This window comes from Streptomyces albireticuli (genome assembly GCF_002192455.1).
GTDB lineage: Bacteria > Actinomycetota > Actinomycetes > Streptomycetales > Streptomycetaceae > Streptomyces > Streptomyces albireticuli_B.
In genome coordinates, this window is sequence record NZ_CP021744.1 from 144,759 (window position 1) to 169,793 (window position 25,035).

At 72.6% G+C, this 25,035-nt stretch carries 23 protein-coding genes and 2 pseudogenes; 14 read left to right on the forward strand and 11 right to left on the reverse strand.

Going from position 1 to position 25,035, the window contains the following annotated elements; genetic code table 11:
- The first annotated feature begins 513 nt into the window (after nt 1–513).
- A complete protein-coding gene (locus tag SMD11_RS00700; protein WP_087924530.1) occupies nt 514–927 on the forward strand; it encodes a transposase in 414 nt (137 codons plus the stop codon).
- A gap of 111 nt (nt 928–1,038) precedes the next feature.
- Here the strand turns inward: SMD11_RS00700 and SMD11_RS00705 are convergent, their stop codons facing one another.
- From SMD11_RS00705 to SMD11_RS00720, 4 genes are all read right to left on the reverse strand, one after another.
- Nucleotides 1,039–1,173: an ATP-binding protein gene (locus SMD11_RS00705; protein ID WP_324614673.1), complete on the reverse strand. Its 135-nt coding sequence runs from the start codon at nt 1,171–1,173 to the stop codon at nt 1,039–1,041.
- A gap of 321 nt (nt 1,174–1,494) precedes the next feature.
- Nucleotides 1,495–1,875: a DUF2267 domain-containing protein gene (locus tag SMD11_RS00710; RefSeq protein ID WP_087930209.1), complete on the reverse strand. Its 381-nt coding sequence runs from the start codon at nt 1,873–1,875 to the stop codon at nt 1,495–1,497.
- Between the two features lie 113 nt (nt 1,876–1,988).
- Complete coding sequence (locus SMD11_RS00715; protein WP_087924532.1) at nt 1,989–2,354, reverse strand: DUF2267 domain-containing protein; 366 nt, start codon at nt 2,352–2,354, stop codon at nt 1,989–1,991.
- A 130-nt stretch (nt 2,355–2,484) separates the two neighbouring features.
- Nucleotides 2,485–2,916 (reverse strand): Hsp20/alpha crystallin family protein, encoded by a 432-nt coding sequence (locus SMD11_RS00720; RefSeq protein WP_087924533.1) that lies wholly within the window; start codon nt 2,914–2,916, stop codon nt 2,485–2,487.
- A 128-nt stretch (nt 2,917–3,044) separates the two neighbouring features.
- Between SMD11_RS00720 and SMD11_RS00725 the strand changes: the two genes are divergently transcribed.
- Complete coding sequence (locus SMD11_RS00725; protein ID WP_087924534.1) at nt 3,045–3,677, forward strand: type III effector protein; 633 nt, start codon at nt 3,045–3,047, stop codon at nt 3,675–3,677.
- A gap of 631 nt (nt 3,678–4,308) precedes the next feature.
- Here the strand turns inward: SMD11_RS00725 and SMD11_RS00730 are convergent.
- A complete protein-coding gene (locus SMD11_RS00730) occupies nt 4,309–4,818 on the reverse strand; it encodes an ArsI/CadI family heavy metal resistance metalloenzyme (RefSeq protein WP_087924535.1) in 510 nt (169 codons plus the stop codon).
- An 80-nt stretch (nt 4,819–4,898) separates the two neighbouring features.
- On the opposite strand from SMD11_RS00730, the gene SMD11_RS00735 reads away from it, so the two are divergent.
- The 3 genes and pseudogenes from SMD11_RS00735 to SMD11_RS37175 all read left to right on the forward strand — a co-directional run.
- Nucleotides 4,899–5,294 carry an ArsR/SmtB family transcription factor gene (locus SMD11_RS00735; protein ID WP_087924536.1) on the forward strand — a complete coding sequence of 132 codons (396 nt, stop codon included), beginning with the start codon at nt 4,899–4,901 and terminating at the stop codon, nt 5,292–5,294.
- Nucleotides 5,291–5,563 (forward strand): annotated as a pseudogene (locus SMD11_RS36105) (arsenic resistance protein); the annotation flags it as partial. The gene SMD11_RS00735 and the pseudogene SMD11_RS36105, both read left to right, overlap by 4 nt.
- 180 nt (nt 5,564–5,743) lie before the next feature.
- Nucleotides 5,744–6,196 (forward strand): annotated as a pseudogene (locus SMD11_RS37175) (transposase); the annotation flags it as partial.
- A gap of 216 nt (nt 6,197–6,412) precedes the next feature.
- On the opposite strand, the gene SMD11_RS00750 reads toward SMD11_RS37175, so the two are convergent.
- Genes SMD11_RS00750 through SMD11_RS00760 form a run of 3 tightly spaced genes read right to left on the reverse strand, consistent with a single transcriptional unit; the run spans nt 6,413 to nt 9,169 of the window.
- Complete coding sequence (locus tag SMD11_RS00750) at nt 6,413–7,648, reverse strand: cytochrome P450 (protein ID WP_087924537.1); 1,236 nt, start codon at nt 7,646–7,648, stop codon at nt 6,413–6,415.
- Entirely contained in the window at nt 7,645–8,343 is a 699-nt protein-coding gene (locus tag SMD11_RS00755) for a tRNA-dependent cyclodipeptide synthase (RefSeq protein WP_087924538.1), read from the reverse strand. Before SMD11_RS00755 ends, SMD11_RS00750 begins: the two co-directional genes overlap by 4 nt.
- A 13-nt stretch (nt 8,344–8,356) precedes the next feature.
- Entirely contained in the window at nt 8,357–9,169 is an 813-nt protein-coding gene (locus SMD11_RS00760; protein ID WP_087924539.1) for a class I SAM-dependent methyltransferase, read from the reverse strand.
- Between the two features lie 217 nt (nt 9,170–9,386).
- On the opposite strand from SMD11_RS00760, the gene SMD11_RS00765 reads away from it, so the two are divergent.
- Nucleotides 9,387–10,799, forward strand: a complete 1,413-nt coding sequence (locus SMD11_RS00765) for a helix-turn-helix transcriptional regulator (protein WP_159395161.1) — start codon at nt 9,387–9,389, stop codon at nt 10,797–10,799.
- A gap of 235 nt (nt 10,800–11,034) precedes the next feature.
- Here SMD11_RS00765 and SMD11_RS00770 read toward each other — a convergent pair whose 3' ends face one another.
- Nucleotides 11,035–11,274 (reverse strand): hypothetical protein, encoded by a 240-nt coding sequence (locus SMD11_RS00770; protein ID WP_087924541.1) that lies wholly within the window; start codon nt 11,272–11,274, stop codon nt 11,035–11,037.
- A gap of 759 nt (nt 11,275–12,033) precedes the next feature.
- Here SMD11_RS00770 and SMD11_RS00775 point away from each other — a divergent pair.
- Nucleotides 12,034–13,077: a zinc-binding dehydrogenase gene (locus tag SMD11_RS00775; protein WP_087924542.1), complete on the forward strand. Its 1,044-nt coding sequence runs from the start codon at nt 12,034–12,036 to the stop codon at nt 13,075–13,077.
- A gap of 60 nt (nt 13,078–13,137) precedes the next feature.
- Here the strand turns inward: SMD11_RS00775 and SMD11_RS00780 are convergent, their stop codons facing one another.
- Nucleotides 13,138–13,725, reverse strand: a complete 588-nt coding sequence (locus SMD11_RS00780; protein WP_087924543.1) for a cytochrome P450 — start codon at nt 13,723–13,725, stop codon at nt 13,138–13,140.
- On the opposite strand from SMD11_RS00780, the gene SMD11_RS00785 reads away from it, so the two are divergent.
- The 7 genes from SMD11_RS00785 (at nt 13,724) to SMD11_RS00815 (ending at nt 24,017) form a co-directional block, all read left to right on the forward strand.
- Nucleotides 13,724–14,944, forward strand: coding sequence for an alanine racemase (locus SMD11_RS00785; RefSeq protein ID WP_087924544.1), 1,221 nt, complete (start codon nt 13,724–13,726; stop codon nt 14,942–14,944). The genes SMD11_RS00780 and SMD11_RS00785 overlap by 2 nt on opposite strands.
- Before the next feature lie 50 nt (nt 14,945–14,994).
- Nucleotides 14,995–15,969 carry a hypothetical protein gene (locus SMD11_RS00790; RefSeq protein WP_087924545.1) on the forward strand — a complete coding sequence of 325 codons (975 nt, stop codon included), beginning with the start codon at nt 14,995–14,997 and terminating at the stop codon, nt 15,967–15,969.
- Nucleotides 15,945–17,498, forward strand: coding sequence for a non-ribosomal peptide synthetase (locus SMD11_RS00795; RefSeq protein ID WP_087924546.1), 1,554 nt, complete (start codon nt 15,945–15,947; stop codon nt 17,496–17,498). Before SMD11_RS00790 ends, SMD11_RS00795 begins: the two co-directional genes overlap by 25 nt.
- A gap of 85 nt (nt 17,499–17,583) precedes the next feature.
- The gene (locus SMD11_RS00800) at nt 17,584–18,957 is read left to right on the forward strand and encodes a diaminobutyrate--2-oxoglutarate transaminase family protein (RefSeq protein ID WP_087924547.1); all 1,374 of its coding nucleotides are present in this window, start codon (nt 17,584–17,586) and stop codon (nt 18,955–18,957) included.
- Nucleotides 18,944–20,455, forward strand: coding sequence for a pyridoxal phosphate-dependent decarboxylase family protein (locus SMD11_RS00805; protein ID WP_234365825.1), 1,512 nt, complete (start codon nt 18,944–18,946; stop codon nt 20,453–20,455). The genes SMD11_RS00800 and SMD11_RS00805 overlap by 14 nt, the downstream gene beginning before the upstream one ends.
- A 134-nt stretch (nt 20,456–20,589) precedes the next feature.
- On the forward strand, nt 20,590–22,614 hold the full coding sequence (locus tag SMD11_RS00810) for an IucA/IucC family protein (protein ID WP_087924548.1): 2,025 nt from the start codon (nt 20,590–20,592) through the stop codon (nt 22,612–22,614).
- 14 nt (nt 22,615–22,628) lie between these two features.
- The gene (locus SMD11_RS00815; protein ID WP_087924549.1) at nt 22,629–24,017 is read left to right on the forward strand and encodes a condensation domain-containing protein; all 1,389 of its coding nucleotides are present in this window, start codon (nt 22,629–22,631) and stop codon (nt 24,015–24,017) included.
- A 9-nt stretch (nt 24,018–24,026) separates the two neighbouring features.
- Here the strand turns inward: SMD11_RS00815 and SMD11_RS00820 are convergent, their stop codons facing one another.
- On the reverse strand, nt 24,027–24,920 hold the full coding sequence (locus SMD11_RS00820; protein ID WP_087924550.1) for a methyltransferase domain-containing protein: 894 nt from the start codon (nt 24,918–24,920) through the stop codon (nt 24,027–24,029).
- Nucleotides 24,921–25,035 lie beyond the last annotated feature (115 nt).

The window sequence follows — 25,035 nt, forward strand, 5'->3', positions numbered from 1 at the left end:
TGGCCGGCCGGTCACGGACGCTCTGAGGCCCAGGCCGGCGGCGGGGGCGGATATCGCGGTGGACGTGGCGCGGTTGAACTCGGCGGCTGAGGCTGCCGGCGCGGCGAGCCCGAACGTTAAGGCTGCCAGAGCGGTGACTCCGGGAGTACCCAGAGCGCGGCGGTTCATCTACACTCCCAAGTGCGTATGCGGGAAGACGGCATGCGGGAGTACCGGTGTTTGGTTGCGAGCCCACCCCGGCCCCGTATGCCGTCTTCTCTCTTTTCTCTCCTCTGCCGCACCGGAGAGAAAGTTGCGGCAGAGGCGGACTTCCTGACGTTATCGCCAGCAGACCAGGGCCCTCAACGCAAGATCATGTGACATGGTTCACGGGCGAGTTGGCGTGAATTCCATTGCTGCCTGCGACGAATGAAGCTCACAAAATGCACGGGTCGCGAAGAAACCGGCCAGCAGCTGTTTTCCTGACCCCGCGTCCGCGCTAGGCGTGCGGCGAGGTCGAGCGATTACTCATCAGTGAGCCCTTTCAGCGTGCGGGACGTCACCAGCTGGATCACCCGCCACCCCGACAGCCTGAGCACCGACCAGGCCCAGCAGCTCAAGGACATCCTCGCCCGCTGCCCCGCACTCGACCGGGCCGCCGGACACGTGCGGGCCTTCGCCGAGCTGATGAACAACCGCCAGGGCCGCCGGCTTCACAGCTGGATCGCCCTGGTCCAGGCCGACGACCTGCCCGCCCTTCACACCTTCACCACCGGCCTCGGCCACGATCTCGACGCCGTCGTCGCCGGACTGAGCATGCCCTACAGCTCCGGACCAATCGAGGGCCACAACAACAAGATCAAAATGCTGAAACGGCAGATGTTCGGCCGCGCGAACTTCGACCTGCTCCGCAAACGGGTCCTCCTCGCAGCGCGAGGCCGGTCATGATCGCGGATGTGGTGACCCTCCGTGGCTCTGGCACGGAATGTGAGACAGAGCCCGAATCGTGACCCACCGTCGACGGTCGAGAATTGACCCCCGTTGCGTCAGTTGATCTTGTTAGTCGTTGCTGCTGGTCTCGGCGGGCGGGACGCGTCCGAGGTCGCGTCCGCGCATGCGGAAGCTGTCGCCGCGGAGGCTGATGACCTCCGCGTGGCGGACCAGGCGGTCGATCATCGCGGTGGCAACCGGCAAGACATCCACCTCCACGGCCTCCTGGCCGGGCGGAGCGGCGGCGATCGGCTGGTACACCGCGCTGGCGGCGTCGGCGGGCGGGCAGGTCCAGGCGGTCCGGTGCGGTCACCCCCGCACTATGCCGCGCGAGGGCCACCCGGCGCATGTCGCCGACCCCGATCAGCGGCCCGGTGGTCCCACCGGGCAGGACATCCCCGAACTTCTCGGGGCCCTGCTTGCCCTGGCCGAGACCGAGACCCTGGTGGACCCGGAGCAGGGACCACCCCTTCGTCTGCACGGCCTCCAGCAGGGATTCCCGGGTGCTGGAAGGGCTCGGCCTGTCTACGCGGCCGGGGTGAGTTCGGCGCGGCCGAACAGCAGCGCGTAGCCGGTCGGGAGCTGGTGCAGGATGCGGGTGGTGAGGTCGGTGCCGGCGTACGTGGCGACGGCCCCGAACACGGCTCCGGTGTCCCAGCGGGTGGTGGCCAGGGAGGCGCCCGAGCGCGCGGCGAGGTCCTTGACGAAGGCCCAGCCGGTCAGGGGCTGCGTATCGGGGACCTGCGTGGTGAGGACGCGAGCGGCCTCGAAGGGTAGCCGGGCGGCCAGGTCGACACGCTCGTCGCCCGTCAGCTGGCGTCCCAGCCCCGACAGGACCAGGCGGACGACCTCGTCGGCCTTCTCACGGGTGGGGTAGGCGCCTTCGTAGCGGACCTTCTCCAGCATCTGCTCGTACGCCGCCCCGAAGGGGTGCGGCTGGTGCGGTGCGAGCCGGTCGGAGATCACGGGAGTGGTTGCCTTTCTTGCTGTCGCCGGTGTGCGGACACCGGGGCGGGTGGTCAGGAGGGGTAGGAACGTCCGAGTAGCAGGTCGTAGCCGACGGGGAATCGCAGCAGGAACGGGCCCAGCGGGGCCTCGCCCGCGGTGTCGGCGACCGCTGGCAGTGCGGCACCGATGGCCCCGTCGCGGTCCGCTCGGGGGCGCCCGATCCAGATCCAGGCCGTGGTCGCCCGCACGAACCGCTCCGGCGGCAGCGGCTCGGCGCTCCGGAGCGAGTTGAGGAAGGTCAGGGCGAAGTCCTCCGGCAGGCGTGCCGCGAGCTGAGCGCGGACTTCGCCGACCAGGTGCGCGTCCAGCAGGTCGAGCACCATGCGGGCCGCGCGCTCAGCTTCCTCCAGGGCGCCGCACTCGCCGCGTTCCTTCAGGTGGTCGAGGGAGGCGGCAGGTGCAGAGTCATCTCGACCGCGTCCCTCTTCTTCGAACTGCCCCCCGGAAGGCGGAGGGCGGGGTGGGAGGGAGCTCGGCTACGCGTCCTCCGCACCTGTTCGGCCGACGTCAGCCGGAGATCTCTTGGTGACCGGATCCGACGCCGATGGAGATCTTGCGGGGCTTGGCGCGCTCGGCGATCGGGATGCGCAGGGTGAGCACACCCGCGTCGTAGTCGGCCTTGATGTGCTCGGTGTCGAGGGTGTCGGCGAGCACGATCTGGCGAGAGAAGACGCCCAGCGGCCGCTCGGACAGTTCCATCTGCACGTCGTCGGCCTTCGTCACGGACCGGCGCTCGGCCTTGACCGTCAGCATGTTCCGCTCGACGTCGATGTCGATCGCGTCCGCGGTGACACCGGGAAGGTCGAAGGCCACCACGTAATCGTCACCCTCGCGGTAGGCGTCCATCGGCATCACCGACGGCTTGGACCAGGTGCCCGGGCCCATCAGCTGCTGCGCCAGCCGGTCCAGCTCACGGAAGGGGTCAGTGCGCATCAACATCGTGAAAACACCTCCAGAAGGTTCAGGCAGTTACTGCCAATGCGCCTCACTGACACTGTTGTAACATGTCATCCAACGGATGACAATCACGATGTCGTCCACATGATGACAACCCGAGGGAGGTGCCCGTGACCCCGGCCGACCAACCGCCGCCGTCCAGCACCGACGCCCACAGCCCGGCGTCGTTCCTCGCCGCCGCGGCGGCCCTGCACGCCATAGACGACGCCCTGCGCGAAGCCCAGCACAGGACCTCGAACGCCCCCGACGCTGCCGGCCCCGGCCCGGAACAGGCCTTGGCCTCCTTGTCGCTGCTGCGGCAGGTCCGCGAGCGGCTCGCCGGGTGGGAGACCGGCCTGATCGAAACGGCCCGGGACGCGGGCGCCAGCTGGGCCGACCTCGCCCACCCCCTGGGCGTCGCCAGCCGCCAGGCCGCCGAACGCCGCTACCTGCGCGGCCGCCCCGGCCCCGCCGGGACCACCGGCGAACAGCGCGTGACGGCCACCAGACAGGCCCGGGCCGCCGACCGCAACACCGCCACCTGGGCCCGCCGCAACGCCGCCGACCTGCGCCGCCTCGCCGGCCAGATCACCGCACTCACCGACCTTCCCCCCGCCGCCCGCCGCCCCGTCGGCGAGCTCCACACAGCCCTCGCCCACGACGACCCCGCCGCCCTCATCGCCCCCCTGGCCGCCACCCGACGCCACCTGGCCGCCGCCCACCCCGACCTCGCCGCACGACTCGACACCCTCACACCGCCCTGACTCCCGCCGCCGGCACACCGTGAGGCGGCAGCCGCCGCCCCCGGGGGCAGGCACGGCGGACCATTCGCATCCCGCCAGGCGGCACCTGGTTTCGGCCGTTCCGCGTTCCAGTACCTGCTCATCGCCGCTGACGAGCAAGAAGGCCCCGCGTGGGCGTCGTCGTACGGCCTGCCAGCCGTCAGTGCCCTCCTCGTCGAGCCCGGCGCCAGCCGGGTTGCGCAGGGGCCGCAAGTCCCCGCCGTCCGGTGGGGAGCCGAGGAAGGAGTAACGGCCCAGGATGTCGAGGTTGGCGTGGGCCAGCAGGGAGAGGCGGGCGACATCCTCGTCCGGGACCTCGTGCTCGCGCTCCCCTTGGCACCCGCGGCTCCTCGACGGCGGCATCCATGTACGGGGTCGTCGACGGCACCACGGCTTTCAGGACCGAGTCGAGCGCGCCGAGCGCCGAGCATCGAAAACAGCCCGAACTCCATGTCGGAGTATGAGGCGTTGCCGGTGGCGACAAAGTAACGGATCGCATAGGTGCGGGATTTGATGTCGTACCCGGACCGCCACCAGGGTTGGGAGCAGACGCGCTCCGCCACCCGCGCGTCGTGCGGCTTGGGCCCTTGAGCGGTTACATCTCGGAACGAGGTCAGCCGCCGCAGGCGCAGCCTGCCGCAGCTTTTGCCTCGGCCAGCGCCTGGCCGGGGTTGATGGACTGCTCGTCGGGCGTGCAGCAGGAGGTGGTTCCGCAGCACGCGTCCGGGGTGTTGTCGGTGGGCTTGTCGAGGGTGTCGGCGTCGGCCTTGACGACGTAGACCTCCCAGGGCTCGCGGCCGGGGCCGTGGACCCAGACCTTGTCCTGGAGCGCGTAGCAGCAGGAGGTGTCGTTCTCCTCGAAGGTGGCCAGGCCGGCCGCCTTGAGGCGCTCGGTGGCGGCCGTGACCACTTCGGTGCTCTCAACTTCGACGCCGAGGTGGTCCAGGCGGGTGTCCTGGCCGGGCTCGCCCTCGATGAGGACGAGCTTCAGCGGGGGCTCGGTGATGGCGAAGTTCGCGTAGCCGGGGCGTCGCTTGGCGGGCTCGGCGCCGAAGAGCTTGGAGTAGAAGGTCACCGACGCTTCGAGGTCGGCAACGTTGAGGGCCAGCTGAACACGGGACATGGCGATCTCCTCGATCCTCTTGTATCGATCGACTTCGATTCAAGCTTGCGCCTTGAATCGACAGGCGTCAACATAGAGACATGTCGAATCAAGAATTCGTGGTGCTCGGGCAGAACGGCCCCGGCGGCTGCTGCCCCGGCCTGCTGACCGCGCCGCTCGCCGAGGACCACGCGGTGGAGCTGGCGAAGGTCTTCAAGGCCCTGGGCGACCCGGTCCGGCTGCGGCTGCTGTCGATGATCGCCTCCCGGGCCGGCGGCGAGGTGTGCGTCTGCGACCTCACCCCGGCCTTCGAGCTGTCCCAGCCGACGATCTCCCACCACCTCAAGCTCCTGCGCGAAGCCGGGCTCATCGCCTCCGAGCGGCGCGGGACGTGGGTGTACTACCGACTGCTGCCGGAGACCACGGACCGCCTCGCCGGAATCCTCACCCGCCCCGCCGGGCAGCCCCTGCCCGAGCCCGCCGAGGCCCCCTGGTGACGCGCCCGACCACCGCCCCGGTAGCGGGACGGCTGTCCTTCCTCGACCGCTACCTCGCCGTGTGGATCCTCGCCGCGATGGGCGCCGGCCTCGGCCTGGGCCGCCTCGTCCCCGGCCTGGGCGACGCGCTCGCGAAGGTGACCGTGATCGGCGTCTCCCTGCCGATCGCGCTGGGCCTGCTGGTGATGATGTACCCGGTCCTGGCCAAGGTTCGTTACGACCGCCTCGACACCGTCACCCGCGACCGCCGCCTCCTGATCCCGTCGCTGGGGGCGGGCGTTGGAAGAACCACCGTCAGGTAATCAACGGGATCCTGTTCCGTCAGCGGACCGGCATCCCGTGACGGGACCTACCCACGCGGCTCGGCAAGTGGCAGGCGGTTCATGACAGGCATCGCCGGTGATCGGCGGACGGCGCGTGGGATCGGACCCTGCGGGCCGTCCAGGCCGATGCCGGCGCGCAAAGGCCGCATTGACTGGAGCGTGGTCAGCGTGGACTCGACCTCGTGCCGTGTCCATCAACACGCCGCGGGCGCCCGCGCCCCCGCGCCGCGTGTCCGTGGACGACGCGGCCGGCCTCTTCAACATCGTTCAGATGAGGCCCTGGGACGCTCCGGCGGCGGGCTGACCTGCAAGATCCATCTCGCCGATGAGGGCGGCCGACGTCCGCTCGCGTTCGTCATCTCACCAGGCCAGTGGGGCGATGCCCCGCAGCTCATCCCCGTCCACGAATGCACCCGTGCCCCGCGTCCGGCCGGCGGTCATCCGCGCACGCGCCCCGGTCATCCGGGCGGCGACAAAGCGTACTCGTCCCGTCGGAACCGCCGGTATCTGCGGCGCCGGCAGATCAAGCACACCATTCCCGAGCGCAGGGACCAGCGGGTCAAACGCCAACGCCGGCGGCCGGCCCACCAGCTTCGACAAAGCGACCTACAAACGCCGCAACGTAGTCGAGCGAACGATCAACACCCTCAAGGGCCTCCGTGCCATAGCCACCCGATTCGACAAAAGGGCCTACATCTTCCACGGCACGGCAACCGTCGCTGCCATTCGTCTATGGCGCCACTCGTGACCCGCCCGCCAGTCCTTAGCTGGACCGGTGACTCTGTGAGTCGCGGGTCACCAGGCGATGGGGAGGCTCGCGGGTTTGGTGAAGAGAACGTTGTCCTCCCAGGGGATCTCGCGTTCGGGGACGGCGAGGAAAAGGGACGGGAAGCGGGTGAAGAGGGTCCGGTAGGCGGTGTGCAGGAAGAGGCGGGTCAGGGGGGCGCCGAGGCAGAAATGGGGCCCGGCGCCGAAGGTGGCCGAGGCGTCGGTGGTGCGGTGGATGTTGAAGCGGGAGGGGTTGGGGTAGTGCGCGGGGTCGTGGGTGGCTCCGAGCATCGGGCAGCAGACGCCCTCTCCCTTGCGGATGGTGACGTCGTGCAGCGTGACGTCATCGGTGGCGACCCGGGGCATTCCGAGTACGCCGTTGTGGTGGTAGCGCAGGATCTCTTCCACGGCCTTGGGCCACAGGTCCGGAGCCTTGACGCACTCCCGGAGTTGCCGGGGGTGGGTGAGGAGGGTGACGACGCCGGTGCCGAGCGGGGCGGTGAGGGGTTCGGATCCGGTGACGAACAGGTACGAGGTCGTGCCGATCAGTTCGTCTTCGCTGATGAGGCCGCCGGAGCGGGCCCGTATCAGTGCGCCGATGGGTTCGTCGGGGTCCGGGTCCCGTCGTTTGGTTTCGATGACTTCCCTGGTGAAGTCGGTGATCGATGCGGTGGCCGCCGCGACCGCCGCCGCGGAGGCGGCGAGGTGGGTCTGGGTGCGGAAACAGCTGTGGTAGTCACCGTGTAACTCAGCTGGCACCGCCAGGATTTCGCGGGCCACGCGCGGGGGGAGCGCGGCGGCGTAGGCGGGCATGAGGTCGGCCGGGTTCGAGCCGTGTGCCATGTCGTCGAGCAACCGGACCGCGTGGTCTTCGATCACCCGCCGGTGGCGTTCGACGGCGCCGCGGGTGTAGAAGCGGTTGATCACCTGGCGGACCCGGGTGTGGTCGGGTGGGTCGAGGTTGAAGATCCCGCCCGGGACGGAGGTGAAGTCGTCGCCGACGAAGCGGGGTGCACCGGGGTAGGTGAGGTCGCGGGAGAAGCCCGGGTCGGTGAGGACGCGCGTGATGTCGTCCTTGCGGGTGACCATCCATACGCGGTCGCCGCTGGGCAGCGCGACCGGGCATACCGGCTGTTTCTTGCGGGCCCAGCCCAGCAGCGGCGGTGGGGCGCCGAGCTCGCCCGGCGGAAAGGGGTAGCGCAGAGGCAGGCCGGGGTCGGTGGTGGGCTGGTCCATGGGCTGGAGGCTCCGTTTCGCTGTCATGAGCGGTGGGACGGTACGCAACGGTCGTCGGCCGGCCGCACCACGGCGTATCCCTGTCCGGAGGCGGGACGGAGCCGGGTGGCCCGGCCGGTGATGAAGGGATCGAGGAGATCCATCTCCCGGTGGTACACGAACACCGAGGACTCCGTTCCGAAGATCGCCGGTCCGTCGAGAACCAGAGGCAGCTCGGCGAGGGCGTAGCCGACCGCCTGGTCGATCTGCCGCTCACTCGGCTCTCGCTCGGCGGCGTGCAGCACGGCCCCGCGGGCGGTGAGGCGGCAGGCGCGGCGCACCGCTTCATCGGTCCGGTACGCCTGATGCACGCGCTCCAGCATGCGGGCGTACGGGGGACGGTTGGCCAGCTGCGTCCAGCTGTGGAACCGGGCTCCGGGGTTCGGGATGCCGGCACGCCGCAGGGCGCGCTGGGCTGGGTTGCGGAGCTGGCTGATGGCGCGCCGGGTGCGGTGGACCGCTTCCCGCGGCTCGAATCCGGCCGCGGTCAGGGTATGCGCTGCCTCGTAACCGGGGACGAAGACGTCCACGGACGCGAAGTTCGCGCAGGCCCAATCGACCAGGGCCTCGATCCTGTGGGGCTTGTAGTAACCGTTCCACGGGCTGAGCCCGATCAGCAGGTGCTCGGCGCGCGCCAGGATCCGCCGGCTTTCGGCGGTGCACGGCTGTACGAGGAATTCCATGGCGGAAGGCTCCTCAGTCGGTTTCGCGGCCGGAGGGGGAGCCGGAGTCCGTGCCGGGGGCCGGTTCCGCTGTGGCGTCGATGATCAGCGCATGCGGGCAGGTGAGGTACTTGGCCCAGAAGTCGTCACCGAAGCTCCTCCGGCCCGCCTCGGACACCTCCGGCCGGACCCAGCTGACGCTGTCGAACCCCGCCGCGCGCAAGGCCCGTTCATGTGCACCGGCCGACCAGCGGCGGGCCTGGACATCGATGGTCTGCCCATTGATCCACGCCGTCAGACGGACCGTGGCGCCCTCCCCGCCGGGCCGGTCCGTGGTGAGCCGCATGCCGTAGTGCCGGTACCACTCGGGGTCCGTGGCGAAGTCCGGGTTGAGCGTCATCGCGACGAACCGGCCGCCCGCCGGCGACAGCGACCGGCGGGCCGTCGCGCACATCGCGGTGAGCTCCTCCTCCGACATCGCGTACGGCAGGACGTAGACGGACGTCACCAGGTCGAAGGCACCGGTCAGGCCATCGGCGTCCGTGTCCTTCAGGGGACGTGTGGCGTCGCGGTGTACGTACGTGATGCCGCGCCTCTCCCCCTCCTCCTCGCCGCGGGCGGATTCGACCATGGACAGCGACGCGTCCAGGCCCACGACCCGCCCGGCACCGGCGGTGTGGAAGTACCGCGTGTACGACCCCGTACCGCAGCCGAGGTCCAGTACGGACAGGCCCGCGACAGGCCCGATGGCCGTCAACAGGCTGTGTGCCTCGACGTGTTCACGGAACGGCAACGCGCTCATGCTCTGCGCATAAGCGGCGGCAGTTGAATCGAACTGGCTCTCCATGGCTACCCCTGACTGCCCGGTGGATGAGATGGCGCGCCGCCGCCGCTTCCGCGGCTGGAAGGGGGGCGGCCTCGCGGGATCCAGGGAAACGTGACCTGTGCGACGCCTCAAGGGACTTCGTGGCGCCCAAGGTGCGCCTTACCTCGCCGTACTCGGCATCGTCCCTCCGTGCGGATCTCTACGATTCGGTGATGGTTCAACTACTGATGGGTATGGCATGTATCAGAGACCCGATGACTCGCACATGGCGCGGCATCCGTTGAAGGTGGCGCGGGAATCGCTCGGCCTCTCGCAGCTCGGCTACGCGAGACTGATAGCCAGGGTCCACGACGAACTCGGCTTCGGCCCCAGGATGGTCAGGACCCGCCACACGGTCTCGCACTGGGAGGCCGGGCGGAACGAACCCGAACTCACCGCACAGCTCGCCATCGCCCGCGTCCACCACGTTCCCGGGGAAGAGGTGGCGAGACTCGGCTGGCCGCACTGGCTGCACCTGGCCACCGACGACACCGCGCTGCTGAACCAGCCGTGGACACCCCAGGGAGCGATCGGCGCCCTGCACAGCACAGCCCGGCTCGCGGGCGCACGGCCCCGCTCCTACCTCACCGTCACCGGCCCCGCCCTCGACTTCCAGATCAAGAAGTCACTGGCCGCCCTGGCCTCGCCCCAGCCGCCACCCACCCGGGACGGACGCCCCGTCACCCCCGGCATGCTGGCCGGGATGGAGGCCCGTATCGAAGCACTCGAACTTCAGGAGGTAGCCACACCGGTCACCCCGATGGCCTTGTACGTCGCCGCCCGCGCGGAACACCGCCTGCTCGCCGGGCTCCTGACCAGCCACGGGTACGACGCGAAGACCGGGGCCTGGCTCCTCCTCCTCGCCACACGCACCGCCGCGCTGTGCGAATGGCTCAGTGGCTGCCTGGGAGAGGAAGCCAGGGCCGAGCGGTACGCCCTGGCCGCCATCCGCGCCGCCACCGCCGCGGGCTCGCGGCGTCGCGTCGCCTCCTGCATGATCGACCTGGCGTTCCGTCATCTCGTAGCCGGCGATCCCAAGGACATGCTGTCCCTGGTCCATGCCGCACGGGCGATCGTCCGGCGCCCCCCGGCCGGCCTCGCCGTCACCCTGCACACCAGAGAGGCGCAAGCCCTCGCCCGTCTCGGTGACCTCACCGCCAGCACCCGGGCGCTGGGGCGAGCCACCAGCACGCTGGCCGACGAAGCGGCCGACGCGGACCCCGTGGCCGACCTGCTGTGCGTCAACGTCGGCGAGGAATGGCTGGCGGTGTCCTCGGGCGCCGCCTGGCTTCATCTGGGTCGGCCCAAGAAGGCATTGCCGCACTTCACCACCCTGCTCGACGACGGCCCGGCTTCGCGCACGCCCGACCCTCCCTCCCCTTACGCCGCCAGGCGCCTCCTGTACGTGGTCGACGCGCAGCTGGCCCTCGGCGAACTCGACGCCGCCGCCCACAGTGCCCATCGCGCCGTCGCCCTCGTCGGCCGCTTGCCACCCGGCCTCGCCCGGCAGTTCCGGCAGCGATTCGCCCACCACTCCACCGAACCGGTCGTACGAGACCTCATCGAGGAAATCCGCTCCCCCGACGAGCGCCACCCAAGCCCTCTCCGATAGGGGATCACCCTGCGAAAGTGGCGGCCGGGCGCCCGCCCCGCTGAGTTCAGCGCAGGTGGTAAGGCGTTATCCAGCTGACCCCAGGGGTCAGGCACGCCCTGGTCGCCGAGGTACAGCGCCAGCTTGAGGGAGGCCCGGTCGTCCGCGACCTGGAGCAGGGCGGCGAGGTTGTCGTGCTCCATGGCCAGAATGACGTCCACCCACTCCATCAGCGAAGTCCACACCAGCTGGACAGTCACCTGATGACCCGGCGGCTGGCCCGGCCCGTCAAACGACGGCCCCCGGCTCCGGTGCCGCCGGTGGCCGGGAGCTCCCAGGCCCGGTCGGCCATCAGGCCCTGGAGCACGGCGGCGAACCCGGACGGCTCCCGGCCCTCGTGCTGCACGACGCGCTGACGGCGGCGGCGCGGGGCGCGGGCCTGGCTGTCGCCGCGCTTCTTGGCGGCCTCGCGGGCGCTCCGTACCGGGCAACTCACCGCGAACTGCCCCTCGTTGCGGTCGATCAGGACCGGTCAGGCCGCACGTAGCGCCTGCCCGATCTATCTCCTGCCCGAGCATCCAGCCTGACGCGAAAGCCCCGAGAATACAGCCGACAAATTCACCCGTCCGCATGAAAAAGTCGTACTGCCCGCGCAACGGAACAGTGCATTCCGACGACATCCGGCGGAGCGCCTGGCCTCAGCGGGTCGTTACAGCACCTACAACGACGGCCAGCCGACCCCTCGGCGTCCTCACCGCCCCCAGAAGACCGACGGGATGTCTCGGCAGAGGGTTGACCACGTCTCCGGGCGGCAGATGTGCCTGCGGTTTCGTCGTCGTCGGATGGGGCGTTCATTGCCGGGCCGGTGCAGGTCGCAGACGTGGTCCGGAACCTGGGTGCAACCGCTGGGTGTAGAGCGAGACGTGGGTGATCAGACGTGGGGGATCAGTGGTGGAATTCTTCCCGTGGTGTGTGGACAGTGGGCATGTGCGTGATGGTCACGGGCCCGCGGAGTACTCGGCTGCCGTCGTGGTCGAGACCGTGGTACCTGCTGGAGCTCCGCATGATGAAACCGGCATCCCAACGTGACGACAACACCGCTGAAAGTCAGTAACGGCACCCCTACTCGTTTCGGGTCCACCAGCGATCACCCGATCAATAGCCACTCTCAAGACCTCACTCGTCGGCACCCTCGAAGCGGCATACCGTACGGTTGTTCACGCCCCCAGCCGCCACGCAAGGACACCTCCGCCTCATGCGCGCCACCACTATTCACGGCCCCTACGACATCCGCGTCGAGGAGGTCCCCGACGCCCGCGTCCAGCAGCCCCAGGACGCCGTGGTGCAGGTGCTGCGCGCTTGCGTCTGCGGCAGCGATCTGTGGGCCTACCGGGGGGAGTCCGTCCGGCAGCCCGGGCAGCGGATCGGGCACGAGTTCCTCGGCACGGTGGTGGAGACCGGGTCCGGCGTGAGCACCGTACGTCCCGGCGATCTGGTCGTCGCGCCCTTCACCTGGTCGGACGGCACGTGTGGCTTCTGCGCCGAGGGCCTGCCCACCTCCTGTGCGAACGGCGGGGTCTGGGGAGCGGCGGGCGCCGACGGCGGACAGGGGGAAGCTGTCCGCGTCCCTTACGCCGACGGCACGCTGGTGAAGCTTCCGGCCGCGGCCGCCTCCGACGACCGGCTGCTGAACGCGTTGCTCGCGCTGTCGGATGTCATGGGGACCGGTCATCACGCGGCCGTGAGCGCCGGCGTCCGGCCCGGTGCCACCGTCGCCGTGGTCGGTGACGGCGCGGTCGGCCTGTGCGCGGTGCTGGCGGCGCGGCGCCTGGGCGCGGAGCGGGTCGTCGTTCTCGGCCGGCACGCCGCGAGGACGCGCGTCGCCCGTTCCTTCGGCGCCACGGATGTGGTGGCCGAGCGGGGCGAGGCGGCGGTGACGGCCGTACGGGAACTGACGGGTGGTCATGGAGTGCACGCGGTCGTCGAGGCCGTCGGCACCCGGCAGTCCATGGAGACCGCGGTCGGGGTCGTCCGGCCGGGCGGCGGCATCGGGTGGGTCGGCGTGCCGCACGGCAGCGGTGCGGGGCTGGACATGAGCGTGCTGTTCCGTCACAACATCGCCGTCCGCGGCGGCATCGCCCCCGTCCGCGCGTACCTCCCCGAGCTGCTGCCGGACGTGCTGGAGGGCAGGCTGGACCCCTCCCCCGTCTTCGACCTGTCCGTCGGGCTCGCGTCGGTCGCGGACGGGTACCGGGCCATGGACGACCGTAGCGCTCTCAAGGCAGTGGTCACCTTCTGACCTGCCCTCGATCACTCATCGCCGGTGGTCTCCCCTGACGCGTCGGGGGAGACCAGGCGTCTACCAGGCGACCGGCAGGGCGTGCACCCCGTAGAACCCCGAGTCGGCGGCCAGCGGCACGTCCTCGACGGGGACGGCCAGGCGCAGGCCGGGGAACCCGGAGAGCAGCGCGCCGAGGCCGATCTCCAGTTCCGCGCGGGCCAGGTTCTGGCCGACGCACTGATGCACGCCGTAGCCGAAGGCCACGTGCCCGCGGGCGCGGCGGGTGACGTCGAGGACGTCCGGGTCGTCGAAGGCCGCGGGGTCGCGGTTGGCGGCGGGCAGGGAGAGGGTGACGGACTCTCCCGCGCGGATGAGTTGCCCTTCGAGCTCGACATCGACTAGCGGGGTCCGGGGGACCCCGAAGTGGAAGATGGTGAGGTAGCGGAGGAGTTCCTCGACGGCGCCGGGCAGGAGCGCGGGGTCGGCCCGCAGTGCCGCGAGCTGGTCCGGGTGCGTGAGCAGGGCCAGCGTGCCGAGGCCGAGCATGCCGGCGGTGGTCTCGTGACCCGCTGTCAGCAGGAGGACGCCGAGGCCGGCGATCTCCTCGTCGCCCAGGTCCGTGCCGGAGACGAGCCGGCCGAGCGTGCGGGAGCACCCACCCACCATGCAGACCCACCGTCACGAAGGCCACGCGCTGCCCTCCCGGGTGGCCGAGCGGATCCACAGCGGCATCGCCGCCGCGCGCGAGCGCGCCGAGCCGTTCTGCGCCTACGTCCACGACACCGCCGCCATCGCCGGCCAGGCCCGGCGGCTGCGCGCCGCGCTCCCGGACACCTGCACCCTGCTGTACGCCGTCAAGGCCAACTCCCGCCCCGAGGTGCTGCGCGCCCTCGCCCCGGTGGTCGACGGCTTCGAGATCTCCTCCGGTGGTGAACTGCGCAAGGCCCGCGCCGCCGACGGCGACGCGCGGGTGGTCTTCAACGGCCCCGGCAAGACCTGGGCCGCCGTCGAGGAGGGCCTGCGCGCCGGTGTGGACCTCTTCAACGTGGAGAGCCTGACCGACCTGGCCCGCCTCGACGCCGTCGCCGGCCGCACCGGCACCCGCGCCCGCGTCCTGCTGCGCGCCAACACCCGGCGGCCGCTCGTCACCGGAACGCACCAGATGGTCGGCGAGGCCACGCAGTTCGGCATCGACGAGGACCAGTTGCCGCAGGTGGCCGCCGCCGCGCTGGCGGCGCCGCATATCGACGTCGAGGGCCTGCACCTGCACTCCGTCTCCAACAACCCGGACGCCGCCTCCCATCTGGCCTTCGTGGACCGCTGTCTGGCCCTGGCCGCCGAACTGCGCGCACGTCACGGCCTGCCCACCCGGGTGCTCGACATCGGCGGCGGGTTCGGCGTCGACTACTCGGGCGACGGCCGGCACTTCGACTGGGACGCCTTCGCCCGTGGTCTCCACGACCGGTCGGCCGCCCTCGCCGGCGTCGAACTCGTCATCGAGCCCGGGCGCTCGCTCGTCGCCGAGCACGGCTTCTACTGCGCCGAGGTCCTCGACGTCAAGCACAACCACGGGCGGGCCTTCGCCGTCCTGCGCGGCGGGATCCACCAGTTCCGGCTGCCCAAGGTGCTCGGTGCCGAGCACCCCTTCACGGTCGTCGGGGTGGACAGCTGGCCCTGGCCCGTCGACCGGAACGAGCTGCGGGACACGCCCGTCGCCCTCTGCGGCGAGCTGGGCACCCCGGCCGACGTCCTCACCCGTGCCGCCCGTGTCGGCCGGCTGCGGACCGGGGACGTCGTGGTGTTCCCGATGGCCGGGGCCTACGGCTGGGAGATCTCCCACCGCGACTTCCTCAGCCACCCCCACCCGGACTTCCTCGCCACCTGACCAGCCGTCAGCTCTCCGCCCGCGCCACCACGAACGACGAAAGAACCCCCATGCCACTGCACGGCACCGCAGGCACACACCCGTCCGCGACCACGGGAGCCGCCGGCGGGCTCCGCACGCCGGCCGGCGCGGCGCACCTGGACCTGCCCGCCGACCTGCCCCGCGCCGACCGCCGGGACCGCCGCCCCGCCACCGAGGAGCTGGCCCTGCCCGCCGGGACCGGCGCCCGCCTGCGGCCCTCGGAGGACCACCGCCCGGCCGCGTTCGCCCTCGCCGCGCTGTGCGCCGTCCTGCACCGCCACACCGGTCAGGACGACTTCCTCCTCGCGGCCGCCCTGCCCACGACCGGCCCCGACCCGGTGCTCCTGCGCGCCCGGTTCGACCCGTGGGCCCCGTTCACCGCCCTGTGGGACCACCTCCACGAGGACACCGCCGGCCGGGCCGACACACCCGTCGGACGCCCGGCGGAAGAGGCCGCCGAGGTGCCGGCCGTGGCGTTCCGCTACCTCACCGCGGACGACGGCACGCGGGACGGCCCCGGCGGCGCGCCGTACGACCTGGCCTTCACCCTCGACACCACCCGCACCCCCATGGTCCTCCGGCTCGGCTACGACGCCGGGCTCCACGAGCGGGAGACCGCGGCCCGCCTGCTCCGGCACACCCGTACCCTGCTGGACGCCGCCGGGGACGAGCCCGGCCGGCCCGTCGCCGAACTGCCCGTCGAGGACGGAGCGGTGGCCGCGCCCCGGCCCTGGGCGCTCCCCGCCCCGGCCGGTCACCTCCCGCCGCCCGCCGCCGGGGTGACGGAGGGTCTGGTGCACCGCTTCAAGGCCGTCGCGGCCGCCCACAGTGACCGTCCGGCGCTGCGCGGCCCTTCGGGAGAGCTCCGCTACGCGGACCTCGACCGGATCACCGACACCATGGCGCCGCGCCTGCCCCGGCCCCGGCGGAGGAGGGCACCGGTCGCGTCGCGCTGCTGTGCGCGCACGACACCGGCGCGGTGCTGGGCGTCTGGTCGGCGCTGAAGGCCGGTGCCGCCTATGTGCCGCTCGATCCCCGCCTGGACGACACCCGCCTCGCCGCGATCCTCGCCGACGCGGGCGCGGACGCCCTGCTGTGCGACGCCGCTCTCGCCGACCGGGCCGCGGCCCTGGCCCCCGCCCTCCCCGTCGTACCCCTGCCCACCTCGTACGACGCCGTCGACCGCACCGGTCGCGAGGTCACGGCCCCCACCGCGGACGCCATGGCCTACGTGCTCTACACCTCCGGCACCACCGGTACGCCCAAGGGTGTCGTCCAGACGCACGGCAACGTCCTGCGCCACGCCCTGACCTACGCCGCACGGTTGCGCCTGGGCCCGGGCGAGCGCGTCCCGCTGCTGGCGCGGTACTCCTTCGACGCGGGCGTGATGGACCTGTTCGGCGCCTTGCTGACGGGCGCCTGCCTGGAGGTCGTGGACCCGTCCGCGCACTCCCCGGCGTCCTTGCGCGCGGCTCTGGCGGACGCGGGGGCGACCGTCGTGCACTGCACCCCCACCGTCTTCCGGCACCTGACGAGCGCCGGGCACGGCGACGGCGCGCTCGACACCGTCCGCGCGGTGGTGCTGGGCGGCGAGGAGGCGACCGGCGCGGACGCGGCGGCCTTCCGGGCGGCCTTCCCCGCGCATTCCCGGCTCGTCAACGGCCTCGGCCCGACGGAGTGCACCCTGGCCCTCCAGCACCTGGTGGAGCCCGCCGACGCCCTGCGCGCCGCGCTGCCCGTCGGCCGGCCGGTCGAGGGCGTCGAGGTCCTGCTGACCGACACCACCGGCCGGCCCACCGAGGTGTTCGGCGAACTCGTCCTGCGCGGCGCCCGTGTCGCGCGCGGCTACTGGCGCGACCCCGAGCGCACCGCCGCGGCGTTCACCACGGATGCCGACGGAACGCCCTCGTACCGCACCGGCGACCTGGCCAGGCGGCTGCCCGACGGGAACCTCGTCTTCTGCGGCCGCCGCGACCAGCGCGTCAAGATCCGCGGCCAGTGGGCGGACCCCGCCGAGGTGGAGAAGCTGCTGCGCGTCCACCCGACCGTCGGCCAGGCCGCCGTCGTCGTGGACCGGCACCCGCTGCACGGGACGCGACTGCTGGGCTACGTCACCTCGCCCACCTTCCTGCCGCCGGACGAGAACGAGCTGCTCGGCTACCTCGGCCGCCAGTTGCCCGACCACGCCGTCCCGGCGCGCGTCGTGGTCCTGGACAGCCTTCCGGTGGGCCTGACCGGCAAGCTCGACCGTTCCCGGCTGCCCGCCCCGGCCGAGCCGGCTCCCGGGCAGGAGACCCCCCGTACCGCGACGGAGGAGGCCGTCTCCCGCATCTGGTGCGAGGTGATCGGCCTGGCGTCGGTCGGCCTCCGCGAGCACTTCGTGGGCACCGGGGGCGACTCCATGCACCTGATGGAGATGCTGGGCCGCATCGGCGACGAGCTGGGCGCCGACGTCATGCCGGGCGACTTCCTCGCCTCGCCGACCGTCGAGACGCTGGCACGCCTCGTCGACGACGACCTCGCCGCGAGCTGACGACGGCGGAGGGGGCCCGGCCCCCTCCGCCCCCTCTCCCCCCTTCCCATCCGCTGTTCCCCCATCGATCAGGAGTGCCCGCACCATGTCCTCGGCAGAGCCGGTACCGGCAGTGACAGAGTCGGAGGGGCAGGGCATCCTGCGCCGACTGGACGCCCGGGAGTCGTCCGCGCGCACCTACGCACGGCACCTGCGGATCGTCCCCGTGCGGGCCGAGGGCATGACCGTCGAGGGCGCCGACGGCCGCACGTACCTGGACTGCCTCTCCGGTGCGGGCACCCTGGCCCTGGGCCACAACCACCCCGTCGCCGTGGAAGCGATGCGCAAGGTGATCGACAGCGGCCGCCCGCTGCACACCCTCGACGTCGCCACCCCGGAGAAGGACGCCTTCACCGAGGCGCTGTTCGCCACGCTGCCCGCCGGACTCGCGCGCGGCGCACGCGTCCAGTTCTGTAGCCCGGCGGGCACCGACGCGGTCGAAGCGGCCCTGAAACTGGCCCAGTCCGCCACCGGACGGCACGGCCTGGCCGCGTTCACCGGGGCGTACCACGGCATGACCAGCGGCGCCCTGGCCGTCTCGGGCGGCGTCGCGGCCAAGGCCCGGGTCGCCGGGTCGGGCGCGGACGTCACCCGCCTCCCCTACCCCTACGCCTACCGCTGCCCGTTCGGGCTCGGCGGCGAGCTCGGGGAACGCACCGCGGCCGAGTACGTCCGCAGGCTGCTCGCCGACCCCAACGGCGGGGTCGTGCCGCCCGCCGCGATGATCCTGGAGCCCGTCCAGGGCGAGGGCGGTGTCGTACCGGCCCCCGCCGACTGGCTCCGGGCCATGCGCGACGTCACACACCGGCACGGGATCCCGCTGATCGCCGACGAGGTGCAGACCGGCATGGGACGCACCGGCACCCTGTGGGCGAGCGAGCGCGCCGGGGTCGTCCCGGACGTCCTCGTCGCCTCCAAGGCCATCGGCGGCGGCCTGCCGCTCGCCGTCGTCGTCTACCGGGAGGAGCTCGACGTGTGGGAGCCGGGCGCCCACGCGGGCACCTTCCGCGGCACCACCCTGGCCATGGCGACCGGAGCGGCGACCCTGGACTTCATCACCCGCAACCACCTGGCCGAACGAGCCGCCTCCCTGGGCGCCCGCATGCTCGCGCGGCTGGAGGAGTTGCCGGCACGGTTCCCCTGTGTGGGCGACGTGCGCGGCCGCGGGCTGATGCTCGGAGTGGAGCTGGTCGACCCCGGGGGCGAGCCCGATCTCCTCGGCAGCCTGCCGGCCGACCCCGTCCTCGCCCGCGCCGTCCGCGCGGCCTGCCTCGACCGCGGGCTCATCGTGGAGCTCGGCGGACGGCACGACAGCGTGGTCCGCCTGCTGCCTCCGCTGATCATCAGTGACGAGGAGGCCGCATCGGTCCTCGAACGCTTCACCGACGCCCTGGAGGCGAGCACCCGTGCCGCACACTGACCCCCTGCTCCCCGCGCACCGCCTGGCCCAGGGCGAGGGCGGTTCCGCCGCGCTGGGCGCCCTGCTGGCCACCGCCGTCACGGCGCTGGCCAACGGCGCCGCCGAACGCGGCGGACCCGTCCCGGCCGGTCCCCCCGGCGAGCTCGCGGCCCGGTGGGAGGCTCAGCTCGGCACACCGCTCCCCGAACACGGGACGGGGGCGACCGCCGCGCTGGCGGAGGTGACCCGCCTGCTGGCCGCGGGCGCCGCCGACCCCGCCGACCCGGCCTGCGCCGGTCATCTGCACTGCCCGCCACTGGCCGTGGCCGTCGCCGCGGACATGGCCGCGTCCGCCCTCAACCCGTCCCTGGACTCCTGGGACCAGGCCCCCGCCGCCACCACCGTCGAGCGCTCCGTCGTCGCCGCGCTCGCCGGACTGGCCGGCTACGACCCCGCCACCGCCTCCGGCGTCGTCACCACCGGCGGGACCGAGTCCAACCTCATGGGGCTCCTCCTCGCACGCGACCACACCGTCACCCGCCACTTCGGCGTCTCCGCCGCCCGCACCGGCATCCCGTCCGGCGCCCGGCTACGCGTCCTGTGCTCCCGCGCCGCCCACTTCTCCCTCGCCCGCGCCGCCGGCTTCATCGGACTCGGCGAGGACGCCGTGATCGCGGTCCCCACCGATTCCGGGCACCGCATGGACCCGTCGGCACTGGACGCGGAACTGACCGCGCTGCGACGCCGCGGCGAGCTCCCCGTGGCGATCGTGGCCACGGCCGGCACCACCGATCTCGGCGCCGTCGACCCGCTGCCGCGCATCGCCGCGATCGCCGCCGCGCACGGCACCCGGCTGCACGTGGACGCAGCCTACGGCGGGGGCGCCCTCTTCTCCGACCGGCTCCGCCCCCTGCTGGCCGGCCTCGCCGAGGCCGACACGATCACCCTCGACCTCCACAAGCTCGGCTGGCAGCCCGTGGCCGCCGGAGTCTTCCTCACCCGCGAGCGCGCCGCCTTCGACCCCCTGGACCGGCAGGTGGCCTACCTCAACCCCGAGGACGACGAAGCGGCCGGCTACACCAGCCTCCTCGGCCACTCCCTGCGCACCACACGCCGCCCCGACGCCGCCAAGATCGCCGTCACCCTCAAGGCCCTCGGCCGCACCGGCCTCGGCACCCTCGTCGACCGCTGCCACGACCTGGCCCGGCACGCCGCCGACACCATCACCGCCCACCCGCGCCTGACCCTCTACGCGCCGCCCACCCTGAGCACCGTCGTCTTCCGGTACGTGCCCGCCGACGCGCCCGAGGACGTCGTGGACGCGGTCAACGCCCGGCTGCGCAGGCGTCTGCTCCGCGAGGGCCTCGCGGTCGTGGGCCGTACGACAGCTCCCGACCCCACCACCGGGCGTGAGGCCGTCCAGCTCAAGCTGACGCTGCTCAACCCGGACACCGAGCCCCGTACGGTCGATGCCCTGCTGGCGGCCGTGGTCCGGGCCGGCGAGCGGGAAACGCCCTGACCGCCCGCCGCGCCCGGGTACCCGGGCGCGGCCGCCGGTACGCCGACCGACTTTGGAGTGAGAACAAGCAGATGCCCGACCTGTGCTGTACAGCCGACGACCCGTCACACCCCCTGACGGACGCTCCGGAGTCCATGGAGGTCACGTCCGCGGGTGCGGCCGTACGCGCTCCCCATGGCGAGCGGCCTCACGAGGGGGAACACGACGAGCGGGCGGCCGAGCTCGTCATGCGCGACCTGGTCGACACCCTCGTCCAGGAGAACCTCTACGAGGTGGCCCACCGGCGCTCGGACCGCGTCCCGGCGGACCTCGCCGCACGGGAGCTCGGTGCCGGCGAGAGCTGGTTCCGCCTGGACCTCGCCGAGGGCTGGGTCTGCTTCCGGGCCCGCCCCGTCAGCGCTCTTCAGTCCTGGCGGTTCTCGCGCGGCCCCGTCTGGCACGGCGGGCCCGCCCGGCTCACGGGACCGGCACCGGACGGGGTGCGTACGCTCCGCCCCGCCGAACTTCTCGGCCTCCTCCAGGCCGACGCCGACCGGACGCCCGTACCGGGCGAAGCCCCGGCCGCTTACGCGCACCAGGTGCTCGACGACCTGCGTACCGCCGTCGAGCACACCGCCGCGACGCTCGCCGCCCGGCGGCGGCTCCTCGCGGGCGCACGGCCCGCCACCGGCGCCGCCGAGGAGGTGAGCCCGTCCGGCGTGGCCGGTGCCCCGGCACCGGCCCGCACCGGCCCCACGCACCCGCTGTTGCCGCGACCCCACTGCCTGCTGGCCGGCGAGCGCCTGGCCTCCCTGCGCAACCGCCCCTTCCACCCCACCGCCCGCGCCGCCACCGGCTGGACCGCGGACGACGCGACACGCTACGGCCCCCTGCGCGCCGAGCCCATGCCGCTCGCCTGGGTCGCCGTACCCCGCGAGGGCACCCGGCGGGGCTCGGCCCCCGCCTCCGAGAGCTTGCACCGGCTCCTGCTCACCGGCACCGGGACGGACGCCCTGCTCGGCCTGATGGAGCGTCGCCACGTAGACCTGACGACCCACCAGCCCCTGCCCGTCCACCCCTGGCAGTACGATCACGTCCTCGCCGGACTCCACCGTGCCGGGCGGGCCACCCCTTCCCGGCGGGATCCGGACGGCCCCGTCCCCCTCACGCCCGCCCTCGGGGCCTTCCAGCCCACCGCTTCGCTGCGCAGCCTGGCGACCGCCTCCCAGGCGCACGTCCATGTGAAGCTCCCCCTGAGCGTGACGACCCTCGGCGTACCCCGGCTGCTCGTCCCGGGCGACCTGGACAACGGGGAGCGCGCCGAGTCGACCATGCGCGCCATCGCCGACCGCGACCCCGGTCTCCGCGCCCTGGCGGGCATCTGTGACGAACGCACCTGGGCGGGCTGGAGCTCCCCCGGGACGGGGCCGGCCGCTGCCGTCCGCCCCGGCGAGCTGGCGGCCCAGGTACGCCTGTACCCGCGGGAGGTGTTCGACGGCGGGCACCGCCTGGTGCTGCCCATGGCCGCGCTGGCCGCCCACGAGTGGCACCTCCTCGGCCCCCTGCTCGCCCGGGCGCGCTCGGCGAAGGGCTGGGGAGCGGCACAGGCGCTGGAGTTCTTCGGTGAACTCGCCGACGCCTTCCTGGAGATGGGCGTGGGCTTCCTCCGCCACGGCGTGCTGCCCGAGCTCCACGGGCAGAACGTGGTGGTCGTCCTCGAACACGGGGTCCCCCGCCGGTTCGTCCTGCGCGACCACGACACCCTGCGTTTCACCCCTGGTTGGATGGCGGCCGCCGGCCTCCCGGACCCCGGGTACCGGCTCAAGCCCGGCGACCCGGACTCCGTGTGCCTCCCGACCGGCCGTCAGCTCGTCGGCTTCCTCCAGACCCTGGGCCTCCAGGTCAACCTGTACGGCATAGCCGACGCGCTGAGCCGGGCCCACGGCATCGACGAGACGGCGTTCTGGAAGCGGCTGGCCCTGTCCGTGGACCGCGCCCTCGACCGCGTGGGCCCGCCTCCCGCCGTGGCCGACGCCGTCCGGCACGAAGTGCTGCGGGCGCCCGTGTGGCCCTCGCGCCTGGTCCTCGGCCCGCTCCTGCGCGAAGGACGGTCGCGGCAGGTGACCATGCCCGCCGGGGTCGGCCGGGTCCCCAACCCCCTCCTCCCCGCGGCTCGATAAGGAAGGCCACGACCATGCGCGCACCCGAGGACGGCACGGTGTATCCGGCCTCTCCCGCCCAGGAACGCCTCTACCCGCCGATGCTGGCCGACCCCGAGGTCAGCCGGGCCTACAACATGTCGGAGGCCCACCGCGTCACCGGCCCCCTCGACACCCGGGCCCTGGCGGCGGCCTTCACCGCCGTCACCGCCCGCCACCACGCCCTGCGCACCTCACTGCGCCGGGACGCCGACGGCACCGTCCGGCAGGTGCTCCACTCCCCCGGCCCGCACCCCCTGGCCCACGTCGACCTCACGGACGAACTGGCCGGCCTCCCGGACACCAGCCGCGAGGACGCCCTACGGCAGCGCCTGGCGACCGACGCCGAGGAGCTGTTCCCCCTCGGCGGCACGCCCCTGTCCCGCTTCACGCTCTACCGGGTGGGAGAGGAGGACCACCTCGTCCTGGCGGTCGTCCACCACAGCGTCTTCGACGGCTGGTCCATGGGCCTGCTGTGGCGTGAGGTGTCCGAGCTCTACCGGGCCGCCGTGACCGGCACACCGCCCGCCCTGCCGGAATCCCCTTTGCAGTTCACCGAGTTCGCCGCCGAGCAGCACACCTGGCTCGGCACCCCCCGGGCGCGCAAGCTCCTCGACCGCTGCCGCAAGGAACTCACGGGCTTCTCCCACGCCGTCACGTTCCCTTACGACAACCCCGCTCCCGAGCGGAAGACCTTCAACGGCAAGCGCCGGGTCTTCGCCCTCCCCGAGGACATGAGCGACGCCCTCTCCCGGCTCGCCCGGGCCGAGAACGTCACCCTCGCCGCGGTCAGCCTCTCCGCGCTGTGTCTCCTCCTGCGCGGGCTCACCGGCAGCCAGGACGTCACACTCGGCATTCCCATGGCCAACCGCACCCGCGCCAGCGCCTTCGACGCCATGGGCTACTTCGCCAACGCGTACGTCCTCCGCGCCCGGCCGTCCGACGAGGGGAAGCTGCGCGAGCTCCTCGGGCTCTCCGCGGTCAACCTGGCCGAGGCCCTCACCTGCCAGGCCGTGCCCTTCCCCGCGGTGATGGCCTCGCTCAAGGACGAGTACCCGCGGCCTCCCCGGCTCTTCCGTGTCCTGTTCACCTTCCACAACGAGCCCGCGCCCCCACTGGACCTGACCGGCACCCGCTCCATGCGCCACGACCTGGGCGGCAGCGTCAGCACCACGGACGTCACCTTCCACGTGGGCCGGCGCGACGACCGGATGACGTACGAGTTCCAGTACAACCCGGACCTCTACCGGGAAGCCGGCGTCGAACGCTTCGCCGCCGGGTACGAGGAGGCGCTGCGGCAGCTGCTCGGCGACCTGGACCGCACGATCGGGGAGACGGCTGAGGGACTGCAAGAGGATGCTCTTGTCGCTGATGTGCAGGAATAGGGGATCTGCCTAACCGAGTGCCGGTGGGTGCTCGGCCGGACGGCGCCCCCAGGCCGAGATCAGCGGCGCGAGTGTCAGGTCGAGTTCGCCCGCGTGGATGGCGGCCAGGTGCGCGTCGATCTCGGCGTCGTCGGCCAGGCCGGCCGCGAGCAGCTCGCCGCGCACGTGCCGGATGGTCGCCGCCTCCAGCCGGTCGCAGGCCGGCCCGCCGACCGGGAACGAGCCCGCCGCGGCGACGTCCACCAAGCCGGCCTCACGCAATGCCCGCGGCAGTGTCCGGCCGTAGCGCAGGTCCGCGCCGCGGCGCGCCAGCAGCTCCCGGACCGCGTCACGCAGCCGGTTGGCCCGCCGCTGCGCGGGACCGGTGTCGTCCAGGCACGCCAGTGGTTGCAGAGCGGTGTCGGCGTCCTCGATCAGCAGCCAGCCGCCGGGCCGCAGCGCTGCCGCCATCGTGGCCAACGCGCGGGCCCGGTCGGGTACATGGACCAGCACGAGCCGGGCGTGCACCAGATCGAACGTCCCCGGCTCCGGGGGCGGGTCGGCGGCGACGTCGTGCCGGCGCGCCTCGTACCCGTCGCCTGCCTTCAGCCACGACGGGTCGATGTCCGTGGCCAGCACGTGCCCGGTGGGACCGACGGCCGCCGCGAGCGCCTCCGGGATGCCGGGGCCACCGGCCCCCACTTCCCAGCAGCGCGAGCCGGACCCGACCCCCAGTCGATCGAAGTGCCCGCGCGTCACCCCGTCGAACAGCTCGGCCAGCCAGACGAATCGTTCGCCCGCCTCGGCGCGCGCGTTGTCCAGCAGGTATCCGCGGGCGGGAGCGGACTCTCCACCGAGCGCGGTGGTCCCGACTGTCGGATCCGGTCGGCTACCGGCCCGCGGCGGGTGGGACGAAGAGGTCATGACTACATGGTCGACCTTCCCAGGCCGCCAGCGCCACGACGACGGGAGAGGGATGTCTCACACGGCCGGCGAACTCCGCACGCCCTACGGCCCAGATGCACGTCCCCGTTCGTGA

Excerpts from the sequence above, each read along its gene's own strand:
- SMD11_RS00730 (WP_087924535.1), bottom strand. The coding sequence starts at position 4,818 with ATGTCCCGTGTTCAGCTGGCCCTCAACGTTGCCGACCTCGAAGCGTCG.
- SMD11_RS00815 (WP_087924549.1), top strand. The coding sequence starts at position 22,629 with ATGCGCGCACCCGAGGACGGCACGGTGTATCCGGCCTCTCCCGCCCAG.
- SMD11_RS00760 (WP_087924539.1), bottom strand. The coding sequence starts at position 9,169 with ATGGAGAGCCAGTTCGATTCAACTGCCGCCGCTTATGCGCAGAGCATG.
- SMD11_RS00775 (WP_087924542.1), top strand. The coding sequence starts at position 12,034 with ATGCGCGCCACCACTATTCACGGCCCCTACGACATCCGCGTCGAGGAG.
- SMD11_RS00750 (WP_087924537.1), bottom strand. The coding sequence starts at position 7,648 with ATGACAGCGAAACGGAGCCTCCAGCCCATGGACCAGCCCACCACCGAC.
- SMD11_RS00790 (WP_087924545.1), top strand. The coding sequence starts at position 14,995 with ATGCCACTGCACGGCACCGCAGGCACACACCCGTCCGCGACCACGGGA.
- SMD11_RS00780 (WP_087924543.1), bottom strand. The coding sequence starts at position 13,725 with ATGGTGGGTGGGTGCTCCCGCACGCTCGGCCGGCTCGTCTCCGGCACG.
- SMD11_RS00810 (WP_087924548.1), top strand. The coding sequence starts at position 20,590 with ATGGAGGTCACGTCCGCGGGTGCGGCCGTACGCGCTCCCCATGGCGAG.
- SMD11_RS00820 (WP_087924550.1), bottom strand. The coding sequence starts at position 24,920 with ATGACCTCTTCGTCCCACCCGCCGCGGGCCGGTAGCCGACCGGATCCG.
- SMD11_RS00800 (WP_087924547.1), top strand. The coding sequence starts at position 17,584 with ATGTCCTCGGCAGAGCCGGTACCGGCAGTGACAGAGTCGGAGGGGCAG.
- SMD11_RS00710 (WP_087930209.1), bottom strand. The coding sequence starts at position 1,875 with ATGCTGGAGAAGGTCCGCTACGAAGGCGCCTACCCCACCCGTGAGAAG.
- SMD11_RS00720 (WP_087924533.1), bottom strand. The coding sequence starts at position 2,916 with ATGTTGATGCGCACTGACCCCTTCCGTGAGCTGGACCGGCTGGCGCAG.
- SMD11_RS00735 (WP_087924536.1), top strand. The coding sequence starts at position 4,899 with ATGTCGAATCAAGAATTCGTGGTGCTCGGGCAGAACGGCCCCGGCGGC.
- SMD11_RS00765 (WP_159395161.1), top strand. The coding sequence starts at position 9,387 with ATGTATCAGAGACCCGATGACTCGCACATGGCGCGGCATCCGTTGAAG.
- SMD11_RS00785 (WP_087924544.1), top strand. The coding sequence starts at position 13,724 with ATGCAGACCCACCGTCACGAAGGCCACGCGCTGCCCTCCCGGGTGGCC.
- SMD11_RS00755 (WP_087924538.1), bottom strand. The coding sequence starts at position 8,343 with ATGGAATTCCTCGTACAGCCGTGCACCGCCGAAAGCCGGCGGATCCTG.